The sequence below is a fragment of the Vreelandella nigrificans genome, from assembly GCF_002374315.1.
Lineage (GTDB): Bacteria > Pseudomonadota > Gammaproteobacteria > Pseudomonadales > Halomonadaceae > Vreelandella > Vreelandella nigrificans.
Genome location: NZ_NWUX01000013.1, coordinates 26272 through 47457 on the forward strand (window position 1 = coordinate 26272; position 21186 = coordinate 47457).

At 50.9% G+C, this 21186-nt stretch carries 21 protein-coding genes; 16 read left to right on the forward strand and 5 right to left on the reverse strand.

Annotated elements, in window-relative coordinates; all coding sequences use genetic code 11:
* The first annotated feature begins 58 nt into the window (after window positions 1–58).
* The 8 genes from CPA45_RS14095 (at window position 59) to CPA45_RS14130 (ending at window position 9550) form a co-directional block, all read left to right on the forward strand.
* A complete protein-coding gene (locus CPA45_RS14095) occupies window positions 59–1849 on the forward strand; it encodes an acyl-CoA dehydrogenase (RefSeq protein ID WP_096652500.1) in 1791 nt (596 codons plus the stop codon).
* Window positions 1850–2035: 186 nt separating this feature from the next.
* Window positions 2036–3409 carry a solute carrier family 23 protein gene (locus CPA45_RS14100; RefSeq protein WP_096652502.1) on the forward strand — a complete coding sequence of 458 codons (1374 nt, stop codon included), beginning with the start codon at window positions 2036–2038 and terminating at the stop codon, window positions 3407–3409.
* A 49-nt stretch (window positions 3410–3458) separates the two neighbouring features.
* Window positions 3459–5090, forward strand: a complete 1632-nt coding sequence (locus CPA45_RS14105) for an acyl-CoA synthetase (RefSeq protein WP_096652504.1) — start codon at window positions 3459–3461, stop codon at window positions 5088–5090.
* 16 nt (window positions 5091–5106) lie between these two features.
* Window positions 5107–5955, forward strand: coding sequence for a 3-hydroxybutyryl-CoA dehydrogenase (locus CPA45_RS14110; protein ID WP_096652506.1), 849 nt, complete (start codon window positions 5107–5109; stop codon window positions 5953–5955).
* 110 nt (window positions 5956–6065) lie between these two features.
* A complete protein-coding gene (locus tag CPA45_RS14115) occupies window positions 6066–6839 on the forward strand; it encodes an enoyl-CoA hydratase/isomerase family protein (protein ID WP_096652508.1) in 774 nt (257 codons plus the stop codon).
* Between the two features lie 121 nt (window positions 6840–6960).
* Window positions 6961–7668, forward strand: coding sequence for a glutathione S-transferase family protein (locus CPA45_RS14120; RefSeq protein ID WP_096652648.1), 708 nt, complete (start codon window positions 6961–6963; stop codon window positions 7666–7668).
* A gap of 66 nt (window positions 7669–7734) precedes the next feature.
* A complete protein-coding gene (locus tag CPA45_RS14125) occupies window positions 7735–8274 on the forward strand; it encodes a YaeQ family protein (RefSeq protein WP_078086808.1) in 540 nt (179 codons plus the stop codon).
* 286 nt (window positions 8275–8560) lie between these two features.
* On the forward strand, window positions 8561–9550 hold the full coding sequence (locus CPA45_RS14130) for a lipid A deacylase LpxR family protein (RefSeq protein ID WP_096652510.1): 990 nt from the start codon (window positions 8561–8563) through the stop codon (window positions 9548–9550).
* A 160-nt stretch (window positions 9551–9710) separates the two neighbouring features.
* Here the strand turns inward: CPA45_RS14130 and yghU are convergent, their stop codons facing one another.
* A complete protein-coding gene (gene yghU, locus CPA45_RS14135; RefSeq protein WP_096652512.1) occupies window positions 9711–10574 on the reverse strand; it encodes a glutathione-dependent disulfide-bond oxidoreductase in 864 nt (287 codons plus the stop codon).
* Between the two features lie 155 nt (window positions 10575–10729).
* Between yghU and CPA45_RS14140 the strand changes: the two genes are divergently transcribed.
* On the forward strand, window positions 10730–11425 hold the full coding sequence (locus tag CPA45_RS14140; RefSeq protein WP_096652514.1) for an aspartate/glutamate racemase family protein: 696 nt from the start codon (window positions 10730–10732) through the stop codon (window positions 11423–11425).
* Here CPA45_RS14140 and CPA45_RS14145 read toward each other — a convergent pair.
* Window positions 11422–11847: an organic hydroperoxide resistance protein gene (locus tag CPA45_RS14145; RefSeq protein ID WP_096652516.1), complete on the reverse strand. Its 426-nt coding sequence runs from the start codon at window positions 11845–11847 to the stop codon at window positions 11422–11424. The two genes, CPA45_RS14140 and CPA45_RS14145, sit on opposite strands and share 4 nt — an antisense overlap.
* Window positions 11848–11983: 136 nt before the next feature.
* Entirely contained in the window at window positions 11984–12433 is a 450-nt protein-coding gene (locus CPA45_RS14150; RefSeq protein WP_096652518.1) for a MarR family winged helix-turn-helix transcriptional regulator, read from the reverse strand.
* Window positions 12434–12764: 331 nt separating this feature from the next.
* Here CPA45_RS14150 and CPA45_RS14155 point away from each other — a divergent pair, with 331 nt between their 5' ends.
* The 6 genes from CPA45_RS14155 (at window position 12765) to CPA45_RS14180 (ending at window position 18384) form a co-directional block, all read left to right on the forward strand.
* Entirely contained in the window at window positions 12765–13838 is a 1074-nt protein-coding gene (locus CPA45_RS14155; RefSeq protein ID WP_096652520.1) for a TRAP transporter substrate-binding protein, read from the forward strand.
* 72 nt (window positions 13839–13910) lie between these two features.
* Complete coding sequence (locus CPA45_RS14160) at window positions 13911–14540, forward strand: TRAP transporter small permease (RefSeq protein WP_096652521.1); 630 nt, start codon at window positions 13911–13913, stop codon at window positions 14538–14540.
* Window positions 14541–14542: 2 nt separating this feature from the next.
* The gene (locus CPA45_RS14165) at window positions 14543–15823 is read left to right on the forward strand and encodes a TRAP transporter large permease (protein WP_096652523.1); all 1281 of its coding nucleotides are present in this window, start codon (window positions 14543–14545) and stop codon (window positions 15821–15823) included.
* 12 nt (window positions 15824–15835) lie between these two features.
* Entirely contained in the window at window positions 15836–16366 is a 531-nt protein-coding gene (locus CPA45_RS14170; RefSeq protein ID WP_096652525.1) for a gluconokinase, read from the forward strand.
* A 79-nt stretch (window positions 16367–16445) separates the two neighbouring features.
* Window positions 16446–17441 (forward strand): gluconate operon transcriptional repressor GntR, encoded by a 996-nt coding sequence (gene gntR, locus CPA45_RS14175; protein WP_096652650.1) that lies wholly within the window; start codon window positions 16446–16448, stop codon window positions 17439–17441.
* A 94-nt stretch (window positions 17442–17535) separates the two neighbouring features.
* Complete coding sequence (locus CPA45_RS14180) at window positions 17536–18384, forward strand: MOSC domain-containing protein (RefSeq protein ID WP_096652527.1); 849 nt, start codon at window positions 17536–17538, stop codon at window positions 18382–18384.
* On the opposite strand, the gene CPA45_RS14185 is transcribed toward CPA45_RS14180, so the two are convergent.
* On the reverse strand, window positions 18338–19243 hold the full coding sequence (locus tag CPA45_RS14185) for a DMT family transporter (RefSeq protein ID WP_096652529.1): 906 nt from the start codon (window positions 19241–19243) through the stop codon (window positions 18338–18340). The two genes, CPA45_RS14180 and CPA45_RS14185, sit on opposite strands and share 47 nt — an antisense overlap.
* A gap of 376 nt (window positions 19244–19619) precedes the next feature.
* Here CPA45_RS14185 and CPA45_RS14190 point away from each other — a divergent pair, with 376 nt between their 5' ends.
* Window positions 19620–20042 carry an OsmC family protein gene (locus CPA45_RS14190; RefSeq protein ID WP_096652531.1) on the forward strand — a complete coding sequence of 141 codons (423 nt, stop codon included), beginning with the start codon at window positions 19620–19622 and terminating at the stop codon, window positions 20040–20042.
* Window positions 20043–20264: 222 nt separating this feature from the next.
* Here CPA45_RS14190 and CPA45_RS14195 read toward each other — a convergent pair whose 3' ends face one another.
* Window positions 20265–20693 carry a PRC-barrel domain-containing protein gene (locus CPA45_RS14195; protein WP_096652532.1) on the reverse strand — a complete coding sequence of 143 codons (429 nt, stop codon included), beginning with the start codon at window positions 20691–20693 and terminating at the stop codon, window positions 20265–20267.
* Between the last annotated feature and the right edge of the window lie 493 nt (window positions 20694–21186).

The following is a 21186-nucleotide window of genomic DNA, read 5'->3' on the forward strand; positions in this document are numbered from 1 at the left end:
TTCCATGTAGTGTTTTTGCTAATAGTCTATTATCACCGTCTTTGCCTGAGGTTTTGCCATGAATTATTATGCTGCGCCGGTACGCGACCTACGCTTTGTACTTGAAGAGATGCTGGCGCATCGCTCGCTTGCGCTGCCTGGCTTTGAAGAGGCCTCCCCTGATCTTGTCGAGGCGGTGTTGGAAGAGGCGGCAAAACTCGCCAGCGATGTGTGGGGGCCACTGAATAGCGTTGGTGATCAGTTAGGAGCTAAACGCCATACAGATGGCAGCGTGACCACGCCAGAAGGGTTTGCTGCGGCCTATCATGCCTACGTAGAAGGCGGTTGGAACGGCATTGGTGTCTCTGAGGCGCTGGGAGGCCAAAACCTACCTGAAGTGGTAGCAAGTTCCGTTCAGGAAATGCTCCATGGAGCCAATATGGCGCTGGGCCTTTGCCCAATGCTCACTGCGGGGGCTATTGAAGCCTTGGCTCATCATGGCAGTGAAGCACTAAAAACGGTCTATCTCCCCAAGTTAGTCGAAGGTACCTGGACGGGTACCATGAACCTGACCGAATCCCAGGCAGGGTCAGATTTATCTAAAGTTCGCACTAAGGCCGTTCCTGAAGGTGACCACTACCGTATCAGCGGCCAAAAAATCTATATCACCTGGGGTGAGCACGACGCGGCTGAAAACATTATCCACCTGGTACTGGCGCGTAAGCCTGATGCACCTGAGGGTAATAAAGGTATTTCACTCTTCTTGGTTCCCAAGTTTCTGGTTAACGAGGATGGCTCCCTTGGTGAGCGTAACGACGTTACCTGCGCATCTATCGAGCACAAGCTTGGCATTCATGGCTCACCTACCTGCACCTTAAACTTTGGTGAAAACGATGGTGCCATTGGCTACCTCGTGGGCGAAGAGGGGCGTGGGCTAAATCATATGTTCACGATGATGAACGAAGCACGCCACAAGGTCGGTATTCAAGGTATCGGTGTCGCTGAACGTGCCTGCCAGCATGCATTTGCCTATGCCCAGGAGCGTACACAGGGCCGCTCGCCTAAGTCACGCGGTGGTAGTGAGTGCGCGATTCGTGATCACTTAGATGTGCGTCGCATGTTGCTCTCCATGCGCGCCCGCACCGATGCACTACGTGCCTTGGCGCTTTACTGTGCAGGCCAGCTAGACCTTGCCCGCCACGGCGAAAACGAAGCCGAACGCCAAACTGCCCAGGCCTGTGCCGATGTGCTGATCCCGATTGTGAAGAGCTTTTCGACCGACCAAGCGGTGGATATTGCTTCGATGGGGGTGCAGGTGCATGGAGGGATGGGGTATGTGGAAGAAACTGGCGCCGCCCAGCTATTGCGCGATGCCAGAATTGCGCCCATTTACGAAGGCACTAACGGCATTCAGGCGCTCGATTTAGCGGGTCGTAAGCTGCAACGCGACGGTGGCGCAGCGCTGTCAGCGCTGATAGAAGACGTGCTACAGACAGCGGACTTACTACGTGCTGCACCATCCTTAGTTGCGTTGGGTAACACACTAGCGGCAGGTGCCGACGACCTGCGTGCAGCGATGGCAATTGTGCTTGAGCAGGGTAGTGACCCCGAAAGTGGCCCCGATGCCGTGCAAGCCTATGCCACTCCTTTCCTTAATCTAGCAGGCCACGTGCTATGTGCTTGGCAAATGGGGCTGGCTGCTCTTAAAGCCAGCAAAGCGATTGAAGATGGCAACGATGAGCCGTTCTATGCCACCAAGCTGTGCAGCGCTAACTTCGCCATCAGCCAGTGGCTACCGGTAGGTCGCGCCCAGCGTGCGGTCATTGAGGCAGGTATGCAGTGCCTGAGTGACTTCGACACAACTGTATAGCCGTATATCAGCAAATTACTACTCCCTAACGCCCTCTATCCGCCGACCTTAAAAGGTCGGCGGCTTACGTTAATACATAATGAAACGGTCGTTTAAAAGCGCGCCGACAGGGTAAGTGTGTCATTGAGGGCACGAATTCAGTGGGGAAAAACAAATTAACAATGGCTCAAACCCAAGGAGTATTTCATGCAGTTAAAGCATCGGCAACACGGTGAAGAGCAGCCCTACTGGCCTGCGGGGCCGTTTAAAATTCGTCTCCCGCTTATCCATTACCGCTGGGAAATGGCGGAGATGATTCAAGGGCTGATTATGTTTGTAGTCAGCCTGGCAATGATTCCCCTTTTAGAGCAGTACCTGGGCCTTCCCTACGATGTCGCTCTGGCGTATGTGGTGGTATGCGGCATCGGGTTTATGCTTCCTGCACTGTTAGGCGTGCCAATGGTGCCTGGCTGGATCACTCCGGCAGTGCCTGTGGTCTTGGCATTCCTAGGTGATTTTGAGCCGGGGCCTGAAGCGATTCAGGCACTCTTCGCACTTCAGTTCTTGGTCTTTTTAATTTTCTTAATCTTAGGGGTGACGGGATTGGGCCGCAAGCTGGTCCATTTGGTACCCAACTCGCTTCAGGCCGGCATCATTATTGGGGCGGGCATTGCGGCGATTACCGGTGAAATACAGCAAGGGGGGCGCTTGGCTGAGACCCCAATCTCATTAATTGCCGGTATGTTAATCGCTATATTTATGTTGTTTTCGCTGGCCTTTAAACGCTGGGTAGAAGATCACTCTATCATGCGCAAAATAGCCAACTACGGCATGGTGCCGGGGATGATTATTGCGATCCTGGTGGCTTGGGCCATTGGCGAGTATCCACGTCCTACTATCGAGTGGGGGATTACCCAGCCGAACTTTACCGAGATGTGGAACTACTTACCCTTCACGGTTGGCTTCCCAGGTGTTGATGTCTTCATATTGGCAGTACCTACCGCGATCATTGCTTACGTCATCGCGTTTGGCGATATTGTCGTGGGCCGCACCTTGATGTCCCGTGTTGACCATATTCGCACTGATGAAAAAATCGACTACAGCACCGACCGTATCCACCATGTCACGGCTATTCGTAATGGCATGCATGCCTTCTTTGCACCTTATCCTGGCTTAGCAGGCCCCATCTGGACTGCTGTTACAGCCACCATGGCCGAGCGCTATAAAAATGGCCGTAATGCCATGGAGTCTATCTATAGCGGCGGTGGCACTTTCTGGATTACGGGTTTCATTGCGCTATTTACGTTGCCGTTAGTCAGCATGTTTCAGCCAGTGCTGCCTATTGCCCTTTCGCTTACTCTGCTACTCACGGGCTATATTTGCTTAATGGTAGGGATTGAGCAGACTAAAACCACTGCTGAGCGCGGCGTGGCGGGCACAATGGCCGTTGTGTTGGCTGTTTATGGCGCAGGCTGGGGGTTAGCGACAGGCGTAGTGTTGTACATGCTCGTCCAAAAGAAAAACTTATTTGGGCGTGAGACCAAGGCTGAGAAAGAAACTGAAGAACACGATCAGCGCTAAATTATAAAAAACGCATCACGTACTTAACCGTTAATACACAAGGTGATTTATGAACGCTTCTATTTTTGATCAAGGCTTATCACCCACTGCCGCTAATCATGTACCTCTTTCCCCGCTGACCTTTATTGAGCGCTCAGCGACTGTTTACCCTGATTTTCCGGCGGTGGTACATGGCGCTACGCGTCGAACCTGGGCAGAAACCTGGACCCGCTGCCGCCAATTGGCCTCTGCTCTTGAAAAGCGAGGTCTTCAGCCTGGGCAAACGGTAGCGGCCATGCTGCCGAACATTCCTGCCATGTTTGAAGCTCATTTCGGCGTACCACTAGCAGGTTGTGTACTTAATACACTGAATATTCGCCTGGATGCTGAAGCTATCAGCTATATGCTGGCTCATGGGGAAGCAAAAGCCATTCTGGTTGATCCTGAGTTTGCCAGCGTGATAAACGATGCTGTGGCACGACTAGATGATAAGCCGCTGATTATTGACGTTGCTGATATAGAGTTTCTAGGCGAAACCCAAGGCATAGGTGAGGTGGAGTATGAAGCCTTGCTCGCCGAAGGCGACCCTGAGTATGCCTACCAATTGCCTGATGACGAGTGGCAAGCGATTTCGCTTAATTACACCTCCGGCACCACCGGTAAGCCCAAAGGGGTGGTTTACCACCACCGTGGTGCTTACTTAAATGCGGTCAGCAATATTTTAGAGTGGGCCATGCCCCATCACCCGGTCTACCTCTGGACACTGCCGATGTTCCACTGCAATGGCTGGTGTTTTCCCTGGACTATTGCTGCCAATGCGGGTGTCAGCGTGTGTCTACGCAAAGTAGATCCAAAGCGGATCAACGATCTCATCGTGGATGAGAAAGTCACGCACTTTAGCGGCGCCCCGATTGTGCTAAATGGTCTGGTCAACCTTGCGGATGACCAAAAGCGCGCATTCGACCACCCAGTAAAGGTCACCACTGCGGGCGCCGCACCGCCTGCGTCAGTGATTGCCGGGGTTGAAAAGCTCGGTATTGAAGTAACTCATGTGTATGGCCTTACGGAAGTATACGGCCCTGTGACGGTATGTGCTTGGCGCGAAGAGTGGAATGAGTTACCGCTGGAGTCCCGAGCGAAGCTTAAGGCTCGCCAAGGGGTGCGCTACCACATGCTTGAAGCACTCTGCGTTGCCGACCCAGTCACTCTTGAGCCGGTCGCAAAAGATGGCCAGACCGTCGGTGAAATTCTGATGCGCGGTAATAACGTCATGAAAGGCTATCTGAAAAACCCTGAGGCTACAGCCAGTGCACTGGAAGGGGGGTGGTACCACACGGGCGATTTAGCAGTGTGGCATGCTGATGGCTATATCGAGATCAAAGACCGCTCTAAAGATATCATCATCTCTGGCGGTGAAAATATCTCGACTATTGAAGTGGAGGATGCCATTTACAGTCATCCTGCCGTTGAAGAAGCCGCTGTTGTAGCCAAGCCTGACGAGAAGTGGGGCGAGACACCGTGTGCCTTTGTGAAACTGAAAGTTGGTTATGGAGAGGTGACGGAAGCCGATATCATCGCCCACTGCCGTGAGCATCTGGCGGGCTATAAAGTGCCGAAGACCGTCATCTTCAGCGAGCTGCCCAAGACTTCCACCGGTAAAATCCAGAAATTTGTATTACGCGAAGAAGCCAAGCAGCACTAATTAAGGAAACAGAGCCATGAATGAACGACTAATTGGCGTGGTAGGCGCCGGTACTATGGGGCAGGGGATTGCCCAGGTAGTGGTTGCCAGTGGGTTCACGGTGCGCCTTTACGATGTGGCAGACGAGCAACTAACGCGTGCACAGGCTGCTATTGATAAGGGGCTTGGTAAACTGGTCACTAAAGAGGCGATCAGCGAAACAGACCAGCGTGATGCGCTTGCACGGCTTTCCACTACCACCGCCCTTGAGGCGCTCAGCGACTGCAGCATTATTATTGAAGCTGCCCCGGAACAACCTGCACTTAAGGAAAAGTTGTTTCGTGACCTTAGCCACTTAAGCCACGATGCTATCTTAGCTTCCAATACTTCTTCGCTTTCGCTCACACGTTTAGCAGCTGTATGCGAGCGACCTGAGCGGGTCGTCGGCATGCATTTTTTCAACCCAGTGCCAGTGCTCAAGTTAGTGGAAGTGATTCGTGCTGAGCAAACTTCTGATACCACTGTTGAGCGCATAGAGGCGCTGGCGAAAGCGCTGGGTAAAACGGCGGTGCCGATTGGTGATGCACCGGGCTTTGCGGTTAATCGCTTGTTGGTGCCGATGATTAACGAAGCCGCCTTTATTGTTCAAGAGGGGACGGCAACGCCCGAGGCGATTGATGAGGCAATGAAACTAGGCGCTGCTCACCCAATGGGGCCGTTGGCGCTTGCGGACTTAATTGGTCTTGATGTTTGTTTGGCGATCATGAATGTGTTGCAGGAAGGTTTTGGCGATTCCAAATACCGCCCCTGCCCACTGCTGAAGCGCATGGTTGCAGCGGGCTATTTGGGTCGCAAAAGCGGTCGCGGCTTCCATATATACGAGTAAGCTCATCATGGTAGCTAGGCTCGACAAAAGAAGTGATTGCCACCCAACCAAGCGTTCGCTAGGGTTATTGGGTATTCACTTTAATGCGTAATAACAATTAAGGAGCCAGCATGAGCGACGCAGTCATTGAAAAAGTAGATAACGATGGCGTAGTACGCCTGACAATTAATCGCCCCAAGGCACTAAATGCCTTGAATAGCGAGGTATTGAGTGCGCTGGAAGCGCATCTTGTTGAGCTGGAGGCACATCCTAATTTGCGCGCTGTGCTGATTACCGGTGCCGGTGAGAAATCCTTTGTCGCAGGTGCAGATATAACTGAAATGCGCGATAAAACCCCGGAGGAGGCGCGTGCTTTCGCTACTAAGGCACTGCGTACTATGAAGCGCTTAGAAACATTGCCCGTGCCGGTGGTCGCGCTAGTGAACGGGTTTTGCCTTGGCGGCGGCTGCGAATTGGCACTGGCCTGCGACTGGGCAGTAGCCAGCGACAACGCTATTTTTGGGCAGCCTGAAGTGCTGCTAGGTGTTATTCCAGGCTTTGGTGGCACCCAGCGTCTGCCGCGCCGCGTAGGGCCTGCCATGGCGATTGACCTGGTAACCACCGGCCGCAAAATCGATGCGCAAGAAGCACTGCGTATTGGGTTGGTCAATCGTGTTATGCCCCAGGCTGAGCTTGAGAGCTATGTGGAAGAGTTAACCAAACAGCTTAAGGGTAATGGCCCACAGTCGGTGCGCGGCGCTAAGCAAGCCGTCCACGATGGGTTGGATCAAGACCTCGGTAGTGCTTTGGCGCTGGAGACCAGCCTGTTTGCACTCTGTTTTGCAGGGCAGGAGCAACAAGAGGGCATGAGCGCCTTTGTTGAGAAGCGCAAACCTAACTTCTAGCCTTGGTTTGTCAGTTTTTACTTAACTCATGTTTTGCTTACATAAGGGGTGGCGGCGACGCCACCCCTCTTTTATGCTCGATACTCAAGGCTTAAGCCGTCAGCGTTCAAAAGGTGCGTTTATGTTTGATCTATATATTGCCAACAAGAACTACTCCTCTTGGTCGTTGCGCCCTTGGGTATTGTTGAAAGCACTAGAGATTCCGTTTAACGAGCACCTTATGCCGTTTGAAGGTGGGTTGGGGGAAAGCTACGCCACCTTTACGCGGTTTTCACCTTCGGGCTTAGTGCCGTGTTTGGTAGATTCGAAGGGCGATGCCGGTAGCGAGGTGGCAGTGTGGGACTCGTTGGCGATCGTTGAGTATCTGGCTGAATTGTATCCCGAAGTATGGCCTCAAGAGAGAATGGCGAGGGCCTGGGCTCGATGTGCGAGTGCAGAGATGCACAGTGGCTTCAGTGTATTGCGCGATGAGTGCTCAATGAACTGCGGGGTTCGCGTAGCGCTTAATACGCTTTCTGATGGGCTGAAAAACAATCTGGCTCGTCTTGATGCGCTATGGCAGGAGGGACTTGAACGTTTCGGTGGCCCCTTCTTGGCAGGTAAGCAGTTTACTGCTGTGGATGCGTTTTATGCTCCTGTTGCGTTTCGAGTGCAGACGTTTAATTTGCCACTTAGCGAAGCATCACTGGGCTATGTTCAGCATCTACTCGAAGAGCCTGCCATGGAGGAGTGGTATCAAGCAGCGCTGGCCGAAACATGGCGTGAGCCTATGCACGAACAAGATGCTTTGAAAAACGCCACCTTATTAAACGATTACCGAGCGGTGTAGCGTACTCTCCCCCTGTGTTTCGATAAATCCGCTACACTGACGCAAAATTTAGATGGATATTTCCCTATGGCGTTGAGTGCTACCCCCTATAAAGTTGATGTCAATCTGACCGATCTAGATCGTAATGTTTATGAGACGCTGAGGTTCACGGTGGCGCGTCATCCTTCTGAAACTGAAGATCGAATGTGCGCCCGCTTGATTGCTTACATATTGTGGTACAGCGAAGCGCTAGCTTTTGGCCGTGGGCTTTCCGATGTGGACGAGCCTGCTTTATGGGAAAAAAGCTTAGATGGCCGAGTGCTGCATTGGGTAGAAGTTGGGCTGCCGGATGCCGAGCGTCTTACCTGGTGCTCGCGTCGTGCCGAGCGAGTCTCTCTGCTGGCCTACGGACGTGTAGACCTTTGGGAAAGCAAAGTGTTACCTGCTGTTGCTGCGCTGAAAAATGTCCACGTGGCGGGGCTACCCCAGGAGGCACTCTCTACTATCGCGGCAGATTTGCCGCGCGCTATTAACTGGGCGGTAATGGTCAGCGATGGCTCGCTATTTATTACTGATGAGAATGGGCAGCACGAAATTACTCCTCAGTGGTTATTGCGGGAAAGGTAGTGCTGGTCAATTAGTGAACCTCCGGTAATAAAAGGGTGGCGATCAGCCACCCTTTTGCGTAGCAGGCGCAAAGCAGAGCTTGGCGCTGGGAAATTGCGGCACGTCTAGAAAGTACGCTTGCTATCTTTTTGTCAAATTACATACAATGAGGAATGTTTGTTGGGCGTTTTGCTGCTCATACAGGTGAACGGTTGTTATCAAAGGTATTTATTACACAGCGATTTATAAAAACATTTATAAATCGCCCGATCACTATGCCTTCTCTTTATAACTCAAGGAATGAGCTATGAATCTCTCTTCTACTGTGTGTAGAACGGTGTTACCTATTATTTTGCCGCTAAGCCTATTGCCCGGCGTCGTGGCAGCGGATGATCGTTCACTATCGTTAAAGTTTGAAAACGATAGCCTTGCCAGTAGTGATGACGGCCATTTTACCAGTGGTTTTGAGCTTAATTGGACTTTTAAACCGGGTGCACAGCACTGGTTGCAACAGTTGGCGGTAGCGCTACCTGACTCGCTAATCGGTCAAGCGGATAGGGCGTCATATCGCCTAGTGCACCAGATTTATACGCCAAACGAGATTGAGCAACGGAGCTTAATCGAAGATGATCGTCCGTACGCAGGACTGGTTTACGCAGGCTTGTCGCTTTATGAAGACCAGCCTGTTGGCCGTTGGGTTCAGGCAACAGACCTGCATTTTGATATTGGTTTGGTAGGGCCATCTTCTCTTGCAGACAGTATTCAACGGGAGGTTCATCGCGTAACAGGTAGCAATCGTCCGAGTGGTTGGGGTAACCAGCTAAGTGATGAGCCACTGGTCAACCTAACGCTGCGTCGCCAGTGGTGGCACGACGTACCGTTAGCGGGTAAGCAATTCTCTCATGGCCCCAGTGCTGGCGTGGCGCTTGGCAATTTGTATACCTACGCCAGCGCGGGGTATAGCGTTCGCTGGGGAGACGATGCTGAAGGAGTGCCCACATTGACGCCTAACCCAGGTAGCCGCCATCTTATGAGCGGTAGCCGCGGTTGGCAGTGGTATCTATTTGCTAATGTGGAAGGCTACTACATGGCCCAAAATCTCACACTGGACGGTAATACCTTCTCTAATAGCCACTCGGTCGATCGTAAAGAGTGGGTGGCTGACGTCTCTGCTGGGCTTGCAATAGCATGGGAAGATTGGCAAATAACGTATGCAGCTGTTCAGAGGACCCGAGAGTTTGATGGGCAGGACGAGCGAGATAAATTTGGTGCAGTGACGCTAACTAAACGTTTTTAAAACGTTTGGTGGTTTGCCGATGAAGAGGGAAGTTTTCCCCCACAATAGTGCATATACCAGTTAGTGGGGGAAAGCTCTAAACACGTAGATGTAATGACTCAGGTCGCGCCACTATACAAGTTTACGCGGATGGAAAGTACAAGCAGCACCTTCGGCAAGGTCAGCTTTTATCCTGGGTTTTATGGCTAAAGTCACTGGCATCGTGACGCTCGTGGAGTTGTTCATTTGGCTCGCCCCAGGTGCGGTTGACCATACGGCCCCGTTGAACGGCAGGGCGCGCATCAATTTCTTCGGTCCAGCGTATAACGTGTAGGTAAGTGTGGGCTTCTAAGAAGTCGGCGGCTTCGTAAACACGATTTTTTACCAGTGCGCCGTACCAGGGGTGGATCGCCATATCAGCAATAGTGTACTCGTCGCCTGCCATAAAACGGTTCTTGGCTAAGTGCCGGTCCAACACGTCAAGTTGGCGCTTCACTTCCATCGTGTAGCGGTCAATCGGATACTGATACTTTTCCGGTGCATAAGCATAAAAATGACCAAAGCCACCGCCGAGCATGGGCGCGCTACCCATTTGCCAAAATAGCCAGGAAAGGCACTCGGTGCGCTTGGTTGGGTCTGTAGGTATAAACGCATTAAATTTTTCCGCCAGATACAGCAGAATGGCCCCTGACTCAAACACGCGCTGGGGTGGGTTAACGCTGTTATCCATTAGCGCAGGAATTTTAGAGTTTGGGTTCACCTCAACAAAACCACTGCTGAACTGGTCCCCTTCACCAATCTGTATCAGGTGGGCATCATATTCCGCACCTTCAAAGCCGTTTTCTAGCAGCTCTTCCAGCATTACCGTGACTTTCACGCCATTTGGGGTAGCCAACGAGTAGAGTTGCAGCGGATGTTTGCCCACCGGTAATGCTTTATCGTGAGTGGCGCCCGCGACAGGGCGATTGATATTAGCAAATTTACCACCGTTACCGGGTTCCCACTTCCATACTGTCGGTGGGGTATACGTCGTGTTATCGCTCATGCTTTCCTCGCTCTTTACCAGGTGAATAAAAGGGCGGTACAGCGACTCACCCGAAGAGATTTGGCCGCTCAAACTTAATCAGGCCGTATAGCGCTGGTACAGGGTCTATAATTTTTAGCATGTTAATTAGTCGTTAGCTATCAAGGAGAAGCACTATGCGTGTTATTGGCGTGCTGGGTGGTATGAGCTGGGAGTCGACGCAAAGCTATTATCAGGCACTGAACCAAGAGATTAATCAGGCGCTCGGTGGGTTTCATTCGGCGCAGATTGTGATGGTAAGTATCGATTTTGCCGAGATCGAAACGCTGCAAAAAACGGGCGATTGGGATACGGCTGGTGAGTTACTCGCAAGTGCCTCTAAGCGTATTGAAAAAGCTGGAGCAGAGTGCTTGCTGTTGGCCACCAATACTATGCACAAAGTGGCGCCTGCAATTGAAGCCGCCATTCAGATCCCTTTTTTACATATTACCGATGCTACGGGGGAAAAATGTCAGCAAGATGGCGTTACACAGGTCGGGCTATTAGGCACTCGTTTTACTATGGAGCAGGACTTTTATAAGGCCCGTTTAAAAGAGTGCTTCGGGGTTGATGTACTTATTCCCAACCATGAAGATCGCCAAGCAGTGCATCAGATTATTTTCGATGAGCTATGCCATGGTCAGATTAAGGAGTCATCGCGTCAGCGGTATTTGAAGATTATTGCGTCGCTTTATCAGCAGGGCGCGCAGGCGGTGATTCTTGGCTGTACAGAAATAGCGCTTTTGATTGATCAGCAGGACACAGCGGTACCACTTTACGACACCACCGCTCTGCACGTTAGCAAAGCGGTGGCTTGGGCACTGGGTGATTAAACCAGTGTTAGTGTGACGTCGATATTGCCACGGGTAGCGTTGGAGTAGGGGCAAACGATATGGGCTTTGTCGACCAACGTTTGAGCAACGTCTTTTTCCAGGCCTGGCAAGCTGATTTTTAGCTCAACTTCAATACCGAAGCCGGTAGGAATGGCGCCAATGCCAACACTGCCGTCAATCTGGGTGTCTTCGGGCAGCTTAACTTTTTCCTGGCTCGCTACATGCTTTAACGCGCCTAAGAAGCACGCTGAGTAGCCTGCCGCGAACAGCTGCTCTGGGTTGGTGCCATCGCCGCCAGCACCACCCAACTCTTTAGGTGTACTGAGTTTTACGTCTAGCGCACCGTCAGAAGATTTAGCGTGACCTTCGCGGCCACCGGTTGCATGGGCGTGGGCGCGGTAAGCGACTGTTTCGATAGACATGGTGAGTCTCCTGTTAATAGCGTTAATGCTGCATGGCTTTTGTGTGTGACTGGAAAGTGCTGTTTTAATTTAGTGCAGCTTTATCTTGTGCGCAAGCTAAATGGTAGAGTTTCTACAGCAAATAGCTTGCCACGCATTATTTAGCGTTCTGCAGGCTCTCTCGCAACTGGACGAGCTCTTCCTTCAGCCGAGTCAGTGTTTCTACAGACGTGTCACTGGCAGTGACTATGCAGCTAGGAATATGGCGCGCCTGCTCACGCAACGACCGACCTTTATCTGTCAGAAAGAGCTCCACCACACGCTCATCTCGTGTGCTCCGCCTACGGTGTAACAGCTGATCATTTTCAAGCCTTTTGAGCAGCGGCGTTAACGAGCCAGGATCGGTGAGCAGGCGTTTGCTTAATGCGCTCACTGTAATGCCATCTTCTTGCCACAATACCAGCATAGCTAGATATTGCGGGTAAGTGAGCCTTAGCTCTTTAAGCAAGGGTTTATAAATTTTAGTCATCATGAGAGATGTTGAATAGAGCGCAAAGCAGAGCTGGTGGTCGAGCTCTAGTTCACTACAGGGGTCTTGCGCTGGCATGTTGTCTCCGAGACAGGGTGCATAGCATGTAATGTAGCGTGCAACACAGGAAGAGGCTATCCCTAGACGTTGGTCGTAAGTTAGCAATTATGTTTTGACACTGAGTAGAGTGATCGCTAGCCTTCTTTTATCGAATGTTACCGGTAACAATGTGGTCAAGCAGAAAGCCCAACGATTCGATAGCAATATGTGGTTATAAATTTAATGGCGATCAAAAGTACTACCGCCGTTAGCCCCGAGCAGGTTGCACCGACAACCAGCAATAAGTAACCAGTAAGTAGCCACTAAACAGTTAGCCACTAACAACAATGAATACCTTGGAGATAACGTCATGACAGCGATTTGGCGCAGCACGCTCACTCTGGTTGGTGCAACCACCCTGAGCCTTAGCATGGCCTATGCACAAAGCCCCGAACTTTCTGATCCTCCTGCCATAGAAGGCGAGGTGGTAGCTGATCATGGAAGACACACCTTACGAATGGGCATTGGTTTGTCCGAAAACTCTCCTCAGTTTCTCTCAAGCCGGTACTTTGGTGAAATTCTTGAGCAGCGCACCGATGGACGCATAAAGGTCAATGTGTTTCCCAATAGTCAGTTGGGCGATGATGTGCAAATGATGGAAATGCTGCAGACCGGCACATTAGATATGACATACCCATCAAGCTCGGCCACCACCGGCTATGTTCAAGCACTATCAGTTTTTGATTTACCGTTCTTGTTACCTAGTCGTGATGCTGCGATTGCAGTTATGCAGAGTGATGTTGCTCAGCAAATGCTAGATGCATTTGAGGGTACTGGGCTTAAGGCGCTTACCTTCTCGGAAAATGGCTATCGCCAGCTTTCCAACAGCGCACGCCCGGTTGAATCACCAGAAGACGTCGCTGGTCTAGGCGTACGCGGTCTCAGCGTTCGTACAATGGAAAACCCCGTGCACTTGGACGTTTGGGAGGCGTTAGGCGCTAACCCGACACCGATGGCGTTTGGTGAGCTGTTCTCTGCCATGGAGCAAGGTGTTGTGGATGGTCAGGAAAACCCCTGGAGTACTATCCTGACCTCTAACTTTAATGAAGTGCAAGATTACGGCACTGAAACGCGCCATGTATACACGCCCTTTATCATGATGCTTTCTGAGCGCACCTGGAACCGTATGGCTCCAGAGTATCAAGAGCTGGTACTTGAAGCTGCTCGACAGTCTGCTGAGTATGAAATCCAGCTCTCTGCAGAGTATGACGATTGGTCTCGCGATCAGCTTGAAGAGCGCGGTATGCAAATCACTCGTCTAGATGATGAGCAGTTGGCTGCCTTCCAAGAAGCAGTGCAGCCTGTTTATGACAAGTGGGCACCGCGTATCGGCGAAGATCTGATCGCTGAAATTCAGCAAATTGTCGAAAACAGCAGCCACTAATTTGGTTCAGTAAACGTGCTAGCGGGCAGGCCATTGCGCCTGCCCGACTTGTCAGTGTCCTTCGGAGTTCTTATGACTACCTCCTCTATTCCTCCTAGCGAAGTGCCATCTCCAGGGGCATCAACATTGGAGGACCCGTCGGTTTATTTGGATGACCCAAATCGCAAGCTGCTTGAGATTAATACCGAGATACGCCAAGGCCCCGCGTTGTTTCGTTGGTTAACACTCGCTATGGAGTATTTGATAGGCGCAATTTTAGTAGCCCTGATTGTGGCGGTTTCAAGCAATGTTGTTGGGCGTTCTGTATTTAATCACTCGCTACCCTGGGTCGATGAGTTGGCGCGCATGCTATTTATTTGGCTGGTGTTTATTGGTGCTGCCGCCGCATTTGCACGCTATGAGCATATCGCCGTTGATGCGCTGGTAAGGCGTTTGCCACTGCGCTTTGCTCATATGCTCTATTTCCTACAGCACCTGATTATCACTGGGTTAATGGTGGTGATGATTTGGGGTGGCTACCAAGTATTAACACGCTCAAGCGGTCGCTCCGCCATCATGGGCGTTCCACTTAGTCTAGTCAGCCTGTCACTTGTGCTATGTGTCATTTTTATTGCTGCGGTATCGCTCTGGCGCATGTGGATTAGCGTGGGTGTGATTCGCCAATCGTGTCACCAATCGACTGGCTTGCCAGGGGAGCGTTAATCATGCTGTGGATTTTTCTCGCCATTTTATTAGCGTCCATAGTAATTGGTTTGCCAATTGCATTTGGCCTGGGTGTTGCTGCACTGGTGATGGCGGTGCTCTCTGACATTCCATTGTCAATCATGATTGAGCAGTCGATTAGGGGCGTGAATAGCTTTCCGCTGCTAGCGATTCCATTTTTTATTTTAGTCGGTGAGGTAATGAGTAATGGTGGCATTGCACGTCGTTTAATGGAACTTGCGGGTGCGCTGGTCGGTTTTATGCGCGGCGGACTTGGTCAGGTGGCGATCACCGGATCGATGTTTTTTGGTGGGATTAGCGGCTCAGCGGTGGCGGATACTGCAGCCACTGGCTCAATGATGATTCCATCCATGAAGCAGCAAGGCTATACAGCGGCTAACGCCACGGCGATTAACACCGTGTCATCGGTGATTGGGATTATCATTCCTCCCTCAATCCCACTCATTTTATATGGCATCGTAACTGAAACATCGATCAGCCGGCTGTTCATTGCAGGGATTGTGCCGGGCCTGTTAATTGGCGCCGCACTGATGGTGACTACCTTTATTCTGGCGAGCAAGCAGGGTGGAGGCGTTCGCCAATTCCGCTGGGATCGGTTGTGGAAAGCCTTTAAAGACGCCTGGCTGGCGCTGGTGCTGCCTGTGATCGTTATTGGCGGAATTATTGGGGGGGTGTTTACTGCCACCGAAGCGGCCGTTGCTGCACTGCTCTATTCGCTGGCTATCTCTCTGCTGGTATACCGTGAGTTTAAGCTCAGCGAGCTGGGCGGTATGCTGATTCGTACTGCAAGACTCACTGGTATGGTGATGATGTTACTTGCGTTTGCCACGGTCATTGCTTGGTTTTTAACTATCAACATGGTGCCGCAAACCTTGGTGCGTCAAGTGCAAGCAATTACCCAAGAACCGTTTTTGCTGCTGCTGATTGTTGCGGGGCTGCTACTGCTGGTGGGCTTCGTAATGGACTTAACACCTGCCATGGTGATTATGGCGCCGATGCTTGCACCGATTGTGACCTCTGTAGGTGTGGATGCTGCTTATTTCGGTGTTCTAATGGCATTTATTTTAGGTATTGGGCTATTAACCCCACCCGTGGGCACCTGCTTATATGTCGGCTGTGGTGTTGGTAAAGTCTCTATGGAGTCGCTGGTAAAAGCCATGCTGCCTTACTACGCTGCTCTGGTCGTCGTGTTGGTAGTACTGATTGCGTTCCCAGGCATTGTCACTTGGTTGCCTGACCTCACCGCTGTGCGCGGCAATTGATAGGAGCATCGAGTGAATAATCCATCACATCGTATTCTTGTCATGGGGGTCTCTGGATCAGGAAAATCCCATGTTGGCCAGCAGCTAGCGGCAGTGTTAGGAGCGACGTTTATTGACGGGGATGATCATCACTCGCCAGCCAATGTTGCTAAAATGGCTAGCGGTATACCGTTGGACGATGATGATCGACATGACTGGTTGGCAACCCTTAGTGGACTATTTGCTGCGTATAAAGCCAACAAGGAGTCTGTCGTTATTGCTTGTTCCGGCCTTAAAAAGCGCTATCGGGACCGTCTGCGAGAAGGGGATCCTGCATTGCGCGTTTTATATTTGGAGGGATCCCATGCACTGCTACGCGAGCGGCTAGAGAGCCGGGCAGGGCATTTCTTTAAAGGCGACAGTATGTTAGCCAGCCAGCTGGCAGATTTGGAGCCTCCAGCCAGTGATGAAGCGGTCATCGTATCGGTTACGCTACCGCCTAGTGCTATTGTTGAACGCTTTATTGCGACACTCGCGCTCACGCAGCGTCGTTCATTAGGCTAAAGGATGGGATAGGCGGAGGGCCTTACTATTCGCTATGGTATGGCCCCTGCATATTCAACATTACAAGGCAGTGACGCCATTGAAGAAAAAACGCCCGACATTACAAGATATTGCTGACCGAGTTGATGCAACTAAAATGACGGTCAGCCGCTGTTTGAGAGATCCTGATACAGTCTCGGAGGGTCTTCGTGAACGTATTTTTACTGTCGCTGAACAGCTTGGCTACATACCTAATCGGGCGCCTGACCTGCTTTCCCGTGCCACCAGTCACTCTATCGGAGTGTTGGTGCCATCGCTGACCAACCAAGTATTTGCTGATGTTATTGTCGGCATTGAAGCGTATACCGAGCCTGCAGGGTACCATTTGATGCTCTCTCATTATGGCTATAGCCAGGAGCTGGAAGAGCGCAGCCTAGCGTCGTTACTCTCTTATAACGTGGACGGCGTCATCCTTTCAGACCGTGACCACACACCACGTAGTCTGCGTATGCTAGAAACAGCGGGCATTCCTATTGTTGAGATTATGGATACCCATCGTCCGCCCTTGGAGCAGGCGGTTGGCTACGATAACGTGCAGGCCGCTTACGACATGGTTAGCGAGATGATCCGCCGTGGCAGGCGCCAAGTGATTTATCTCGCCGTGCGCCTGGATGAGCGTACACGCCAGCGTGAGCAGGGCTACCGTCAGGCGATGGAGGAGCATGGCTTACTGCCAGTAACGCTGCAAAGCAGTCAACGCTCTTCTTACAGCGTTGGAGCGGCACTGATGCAGGAAATTCAGCGACACTACCCCGCTACCGATGGCATTTTTTGCACCAACGATGATGTTGCCGTTGGGGCTTACTTTGAATGTTTGCGCCATGGTGTGAACGTGCCTGAAAAGATGGCGATTGCAGGGTTTCATGGCCACGATGTTGGGCAGGCGATGGCGCCACGCCTCGCCAGCGTGATTACCCCTCGGCAAGCTATCGGAGAAGCAGCCGCTAAAGCGCTGTTGTCGCGTATCCGTGGCGAAGTACTGGAACAGTCGGTGATAGACTTGGGCTATCATATCGAGGTGGGTAAAACGCTGTAGCATCATTGAGTAGCGAGACAGCTGTTTCGATAGTCTATTCTGTTCAAAAAAAGCAACTCATTAAAAGAATCGCAGTACAGAGCACGAGGCCGCCGTGAAAATTACTCAACTCATTGTCTATCCGGTTAAATCGCTGAAGGGCATTAGCATCACCCAAAGTAACATCCAAGCTCATGGATTGGCGTGGGATCGCCGTTGGATGCTGGTTGATGCTCAGCAGCGCTTTGTTACCCAGCGCCAGTTGCCTGAACTTGCCACCATTGCAGTTGCATTAACGGATCAAGCGTTAGTGCTATCTCACCCTAATGTTGACCCGATAGCGATTCCTTTGGAGGAGCCTCAAGGTAATCTCCATCTCGTAAAAGTGTGGGCAGACCACTGTAAAGCACTGCCAGAAAGTGAGGAAGTATCGCACTGGCTTGTGGCTGCATTGGGTGAGCAGGCACAAGGAATCAGCTTAGTGCGCTTTGCCACCGAGTTTCCCCGGGCGGTTGAGGAGGATTTTCTCGCAGGGGGAGAAGCGCATACTTATTTTTCTGATGGTTATCCCTTTCTGATAACCACCACTGGCTCGTTGGATGCCTTAAATCAAGCTCTTGTCGCTGGAGGGCACTCGCCCATCCCCATGAACCGCTTCCGGCCCAATATTGTGGTGGAGTGCGATGATGCCTGGGCGGAAAATCGCTGGAAGGCCCTGACAGCACACCAAGGCGGTTATGAACTAACGTTACGCAAACCTTGCCAACGTTGCAAAATCACCACGGTTGATCAGCAGACGGCAGCGATTCCCGTACCAGGGGAGCCGCTGAAAACACTACTCGCATTAAATACCCAGCCCCATCTGAAAGGTGCGCACTTTGGCCAGAATGCTACGTTAACCTCTGGGCAAGGCGGCACTATTCGCGTGGGGGATGAGGTGGTGTCAACGTCCCGTGAGGCTTAAACCTTAGGAGCTTGGTGGCAATTGCGGTGCCTAGCAGGGTGATCACCATGCCAGCCAACACCTGAAAGCTGAGTGTTTCGTCGAGTAGCAAGTAGCCCCACAATAACGCGCTAACAGGCACTAAAAAAGTCACTGTGGAAGTCGCGGTAGCACCGGCGCTAGCAAGTAGCCCAAAGTAGAGCAGGAAAGCTAACGTTGTGCTTAATACCGCCAGCGCTAGAGCATTACCCCAGGCAAGTGTACTCACTGGCTCGCTTGGCCAAAGCAGCAGGCCGGGTATCAGTAGCACCAGGGCTGACATTGCGCTGCTACCTGCTGCTAGAACGCGGGTAGGTAAGTGGCCCAAGCGAGTTTTCGAGTAGTTACCAGCAACGCCGTAACAAAAAGTAGCGCCTAATACCGCGACAATAAACCAACCGTCGCCGCCAAGCGTAAAATCTAATCGATTAGCGGAAAGTACATAGACTCCCAGCAGGGCCAGCGCCAACCCTATATATTGCTGGCGCTGCACCGGTGTTGCGAAAAAAGCTGCACCTAAGAGCGCGGTAAAAATCGGTGTAGTGGCGTTAATCAGAGAGGTGAAGCCTGCTTCAAGCCGGGTGGTGGCAAGGGCTAACAGCGAAAAAGGCAGTACGTGATTGATGATACCCAGGAGTAGCAGGGAGCCTTTATGCCGCCAAATAAGCTGTAAATAGCGCAAGCTCAATAGCAGGGGCACCAACAAGAGCGCCCCAACTCCCATGCGTACTAGCACCAGCGGCACGGGACCAAACTCTGGCGCTGCAACACGCATAAAAATAAATGAAAGCCCCCATAAAGAAGATAGCAGCAGCAGGCGAAGCGTATCAGCCGACGACATGGCGTGTCCTTACGTTAGTAGCGGTGGTGGTTGATACTTGTTGGTGAAGTCATCAGCTTAGCGACAATGCGGCCCAAAGCGAATACTACCTACTGTTCCGTATCATTTTTCGTAAGTTGCCAACGTAGAGCAGTGCCAATCTTTGTTCTGTAACTGATTTAGCGTTGACGCTAACAAAGAGGACTTCTTTGGTGATCTATATGGTTGTATTTTATATATTTTTAGAAATATTTTTGAATCTCGCAACGTTTGTTGGCTCGGTAATTCGGCATAGTCGGTAGTATCAGCTACGCTGAGGGTGGAGTGGCCGTAGGTTGTGGTCACTCGTGCGATGAATCAATTTCCTGAATCAACTTCCATAGGAAAGGAGAACAGAATGGATCGTAAAGCTAGCGCGCACTGGGAAGGTGGGCTAAAGGATGGTAAAGGCTCCGTTTCCACTGAAAGTGGCGCTTTAGACGCCAGCTACTCCTTCAAAAAGCGCTTTGAGGACGAGCAGGGTACCAATCCGGAAGAGCTAATTGGCGCAGCTCATGCAAGTTGCTTTTCAATGGCTCTTTCAATGATTTTAGGTGAGAAGGGCTACACGGCTGAGTCGATCGACACCCAGGCGAAGGTTACGCTTTCCCAAGGGGCTTCTGGTTTTGATATCTCTAAAATCCATCTGGAGGTAGAAGCTTCTATCCGTGATGCTGATGATGCCGTATTCAAGGAAGCCGCTGAAATGGCAAAAACTAATTGCCCAGTTTCTAAAGTGCTGAATGCAGAAATCACTATGACCGCTAAGCTTAAAGGTTAGTTATTTTTTTGACTTGTTAACCTATGTTATGGCACCGCATTTTATGTGGTGCTTTTTATTGGTTAGTGCGTCATTGTATTATAATCGATAGTTTTAAATATTGTTTGTGAAATGCTTGTTGGTTTTAAGCTGGTTCTTTTTTTTAAAAAAATATAGCTGCTGTGAAAATAAAAAAGGCCTTGGCGAATGCCAAGGCCTTTAAAAATGGGGGGTCAAAGAAGATTAGTTGCGCTCATACTCTTCTGCTTCTTCAAGAGCATCTTGTGAGGCATTAACGCGAATAACGTAGTCATCGCCATCTTCGTCTTGAGTGAGCTCAAGGGAGTCCCACTCAATGGCAACGTCTTTTTCGCCCATTCCAAGGAAGCCACCAACACCAACAACTACCGCTTGAATTTGTCCGTCTTCACCGATAATTAGATCAGAAATGGTACCGATGTCGTCATCATCTTCTACCGAGCTTTTTACTTGGTTGCCGGTCAAAGAATCAGCGTGGAAAGTACCTTCTGGCTGGGAAGTTAGGTACGTTGCTTCCATCGGCATGGTGCTTTCTGCCGTCGCGGCATGCTCATCAGCATTGATCGCCGTTGCTGCAAAAATGAATGCCGGTACCATCAGGGTACCTAGAAAAGCAGGTTTGATCATTTTCATTGCTCTTGCTCCTTGCGCTTGTATCAAGACATACGAATCTACGTAAATGTCTTCACAAATTAATAACGATGACTAGTGATAGGTAGTTTGAACTCCTCCTTGAATACCTTTTGCGCATTTTCCATACTGCGCCGACTAGATCGTTATTACTCCTAGTTACTATACCTATAGCCATGCGGCTAAGTTGTTGGGAAAAACTACGGGGGTAGTTATCCCTGCCTAGCGCTTCACTGCGTCCAGACACTTATTAAGGTAGACGTTGTATTTGCTTTTGAAAAGGTAATTGCAATGTTTTTGTATTGATAATAAGGAGAAGTAGTTTTTATATCTATCGAAAGCAGGGAGTTAGCAAATAAAGCAGTTAGATTAGTTAAAATAGAAGCAGCTGCCAGTAGACTGCGACAGTCTGCCGAATTGACCTACCCCATGCCAATAGGCATATTCATTGCCAAATGGCCGGTTGGCAATGCCGTAAGGCCGCATAAAAAGGAGA

What these genes read in the sequence shown, in the direction of transcription:
- CPA45_RS14095 (WP_096652500.1), top strand. Translation starts at nt 59, where the DNA reads ATGAATTATTATGCTGCGCCGGTACGCGACCTACGCTTTGTACTTGAA.
- CPA45_RS14100 (WP_096652502.1), top strand. Translation starts at nt 2,036, where the DNA reads ATGCAGTTAAAGCATCGGCAACACGGTGAAGAGCAGCCCTACTGGCCT.
- CPA45_RS14105 (WP_096652504.1), top strand. Translation starts at nt 3,459, where the DNA reads ATGAACGCTTCTATTTTTGATCAAGGCTTATCACCCACTGCCGCTAAT.
- CPA45_RS14110 (WP_096652506.1), top strand. Translation starts at nt 5,107, where the DNA reads ATGAATGAACGACTAATTGGCGTGGTAGGCGCCGGTACTATGGGGCAG.
- CPA45_RS14115 (WP_096652508.1), top strand. Translation starts at nt 6,066, where the DNA reads ATGAGCGACGCAGTCATTGAAAAAGTAGATAACGATGGCGTAGTACGC.
- CPA45_RS14120 (WP_096652648.1), top strand. Translation starts at nt 6,961, where the DNA reads ATGTTTGATCTATATATTGCCAACAAGAACTACTCCTCTTGGTCGTTG.
- CPA45_RS14125 (WP_078086808.1), top strand. Translation starts at nt 7,735, where the DNA reads ATGGCGTTGAGTGCTACCCCCTATAAAGTTGATGTCAATCTGACCGAT.
- CPA45_RS14130 (WP_096652510.1), top strand. Translation starts at nt 8,561, where the DNA reads ATGAATCTCTCTTCTACTGTGTGTAGAACGGTGTTACCTATTATTTTG.
- yghU (WP_096652512.1), bottom strand. Translation starts at nt 10,574, where the DNA reads ATGAGCGATAACACGACGTATACCCCACCGACAGTATGGAAGTGGGAA.
- CPA45_RS14140 (WP_096652514.1), top strand. Translation starts at nt 10,730, where the DNA reads ATGCGTGTTATTGGCGTGCTGGGTGGTATGAGCTGGGAGTCGACGCAA.
- CPA45_RS14145 (WP_096652516.1), bottom strand. Translation starts at nt 11,847, where the DNA reads ATGTCTATCGAAACAGTCGCTTACCGCGCCCACGCCCATGCAACCGGT.
- CPA45_RS14150 (WP_096652518.1), bottom strand. Translation starts at nt 12,433, where the DNA reads ATGCCAGCGCAAGACCCCTGTAGTGAACTAGAGCTCGACCACCAGCTC.
- CPA45_RS14155 (WP_096652520.1), top strand. Translation starts at nt 12,765, where the DNA reads ATGACAGCGATTTGGCGCAGCACGCTCACTCTGGTTGGTGCAACCACC.
- CPA45_RS14160 (WP_096652521.1), top strand. Translation starts at nt 13,911, where the DNA reads ATGACTACCTCCTCTATTCCTCCTAGCGAAGTGCCATCTCCAGGGGCA.
- CPA45_RS14165 (WP_096652523.1), top strand. Translation starts at nt 14,543, where the DNA reads ATGCTGTGGATTTTTCTCGCCATTTTATTAGCGTCCATAGTAATTGGT.
- CPA45_RS14185 (WP_096652529.1), bottom strand. Translation starts at nt 19,243, where the DNA reads ATGTCGTCGGCTGATACGCTTCGCCTGCTGCTGCTATCTTCTTTATGG.
- CPA45_RS14190 (WP_096652531.1), top strand. Translation starts at nt 19,620, where the DNA reads ATGGATCGTAAAGCTAGCGCGCACTGGGAAGGTGGGCTAAAGGATGGT.
- CPA45_RS14195 (WP_096652532.1), bottom strand. Translation starts at nt 20,693, where the DNA reads ATGAAAATGATCAAACCTGCTTTTCTAGGTACCCTGATGGTACCGGCA.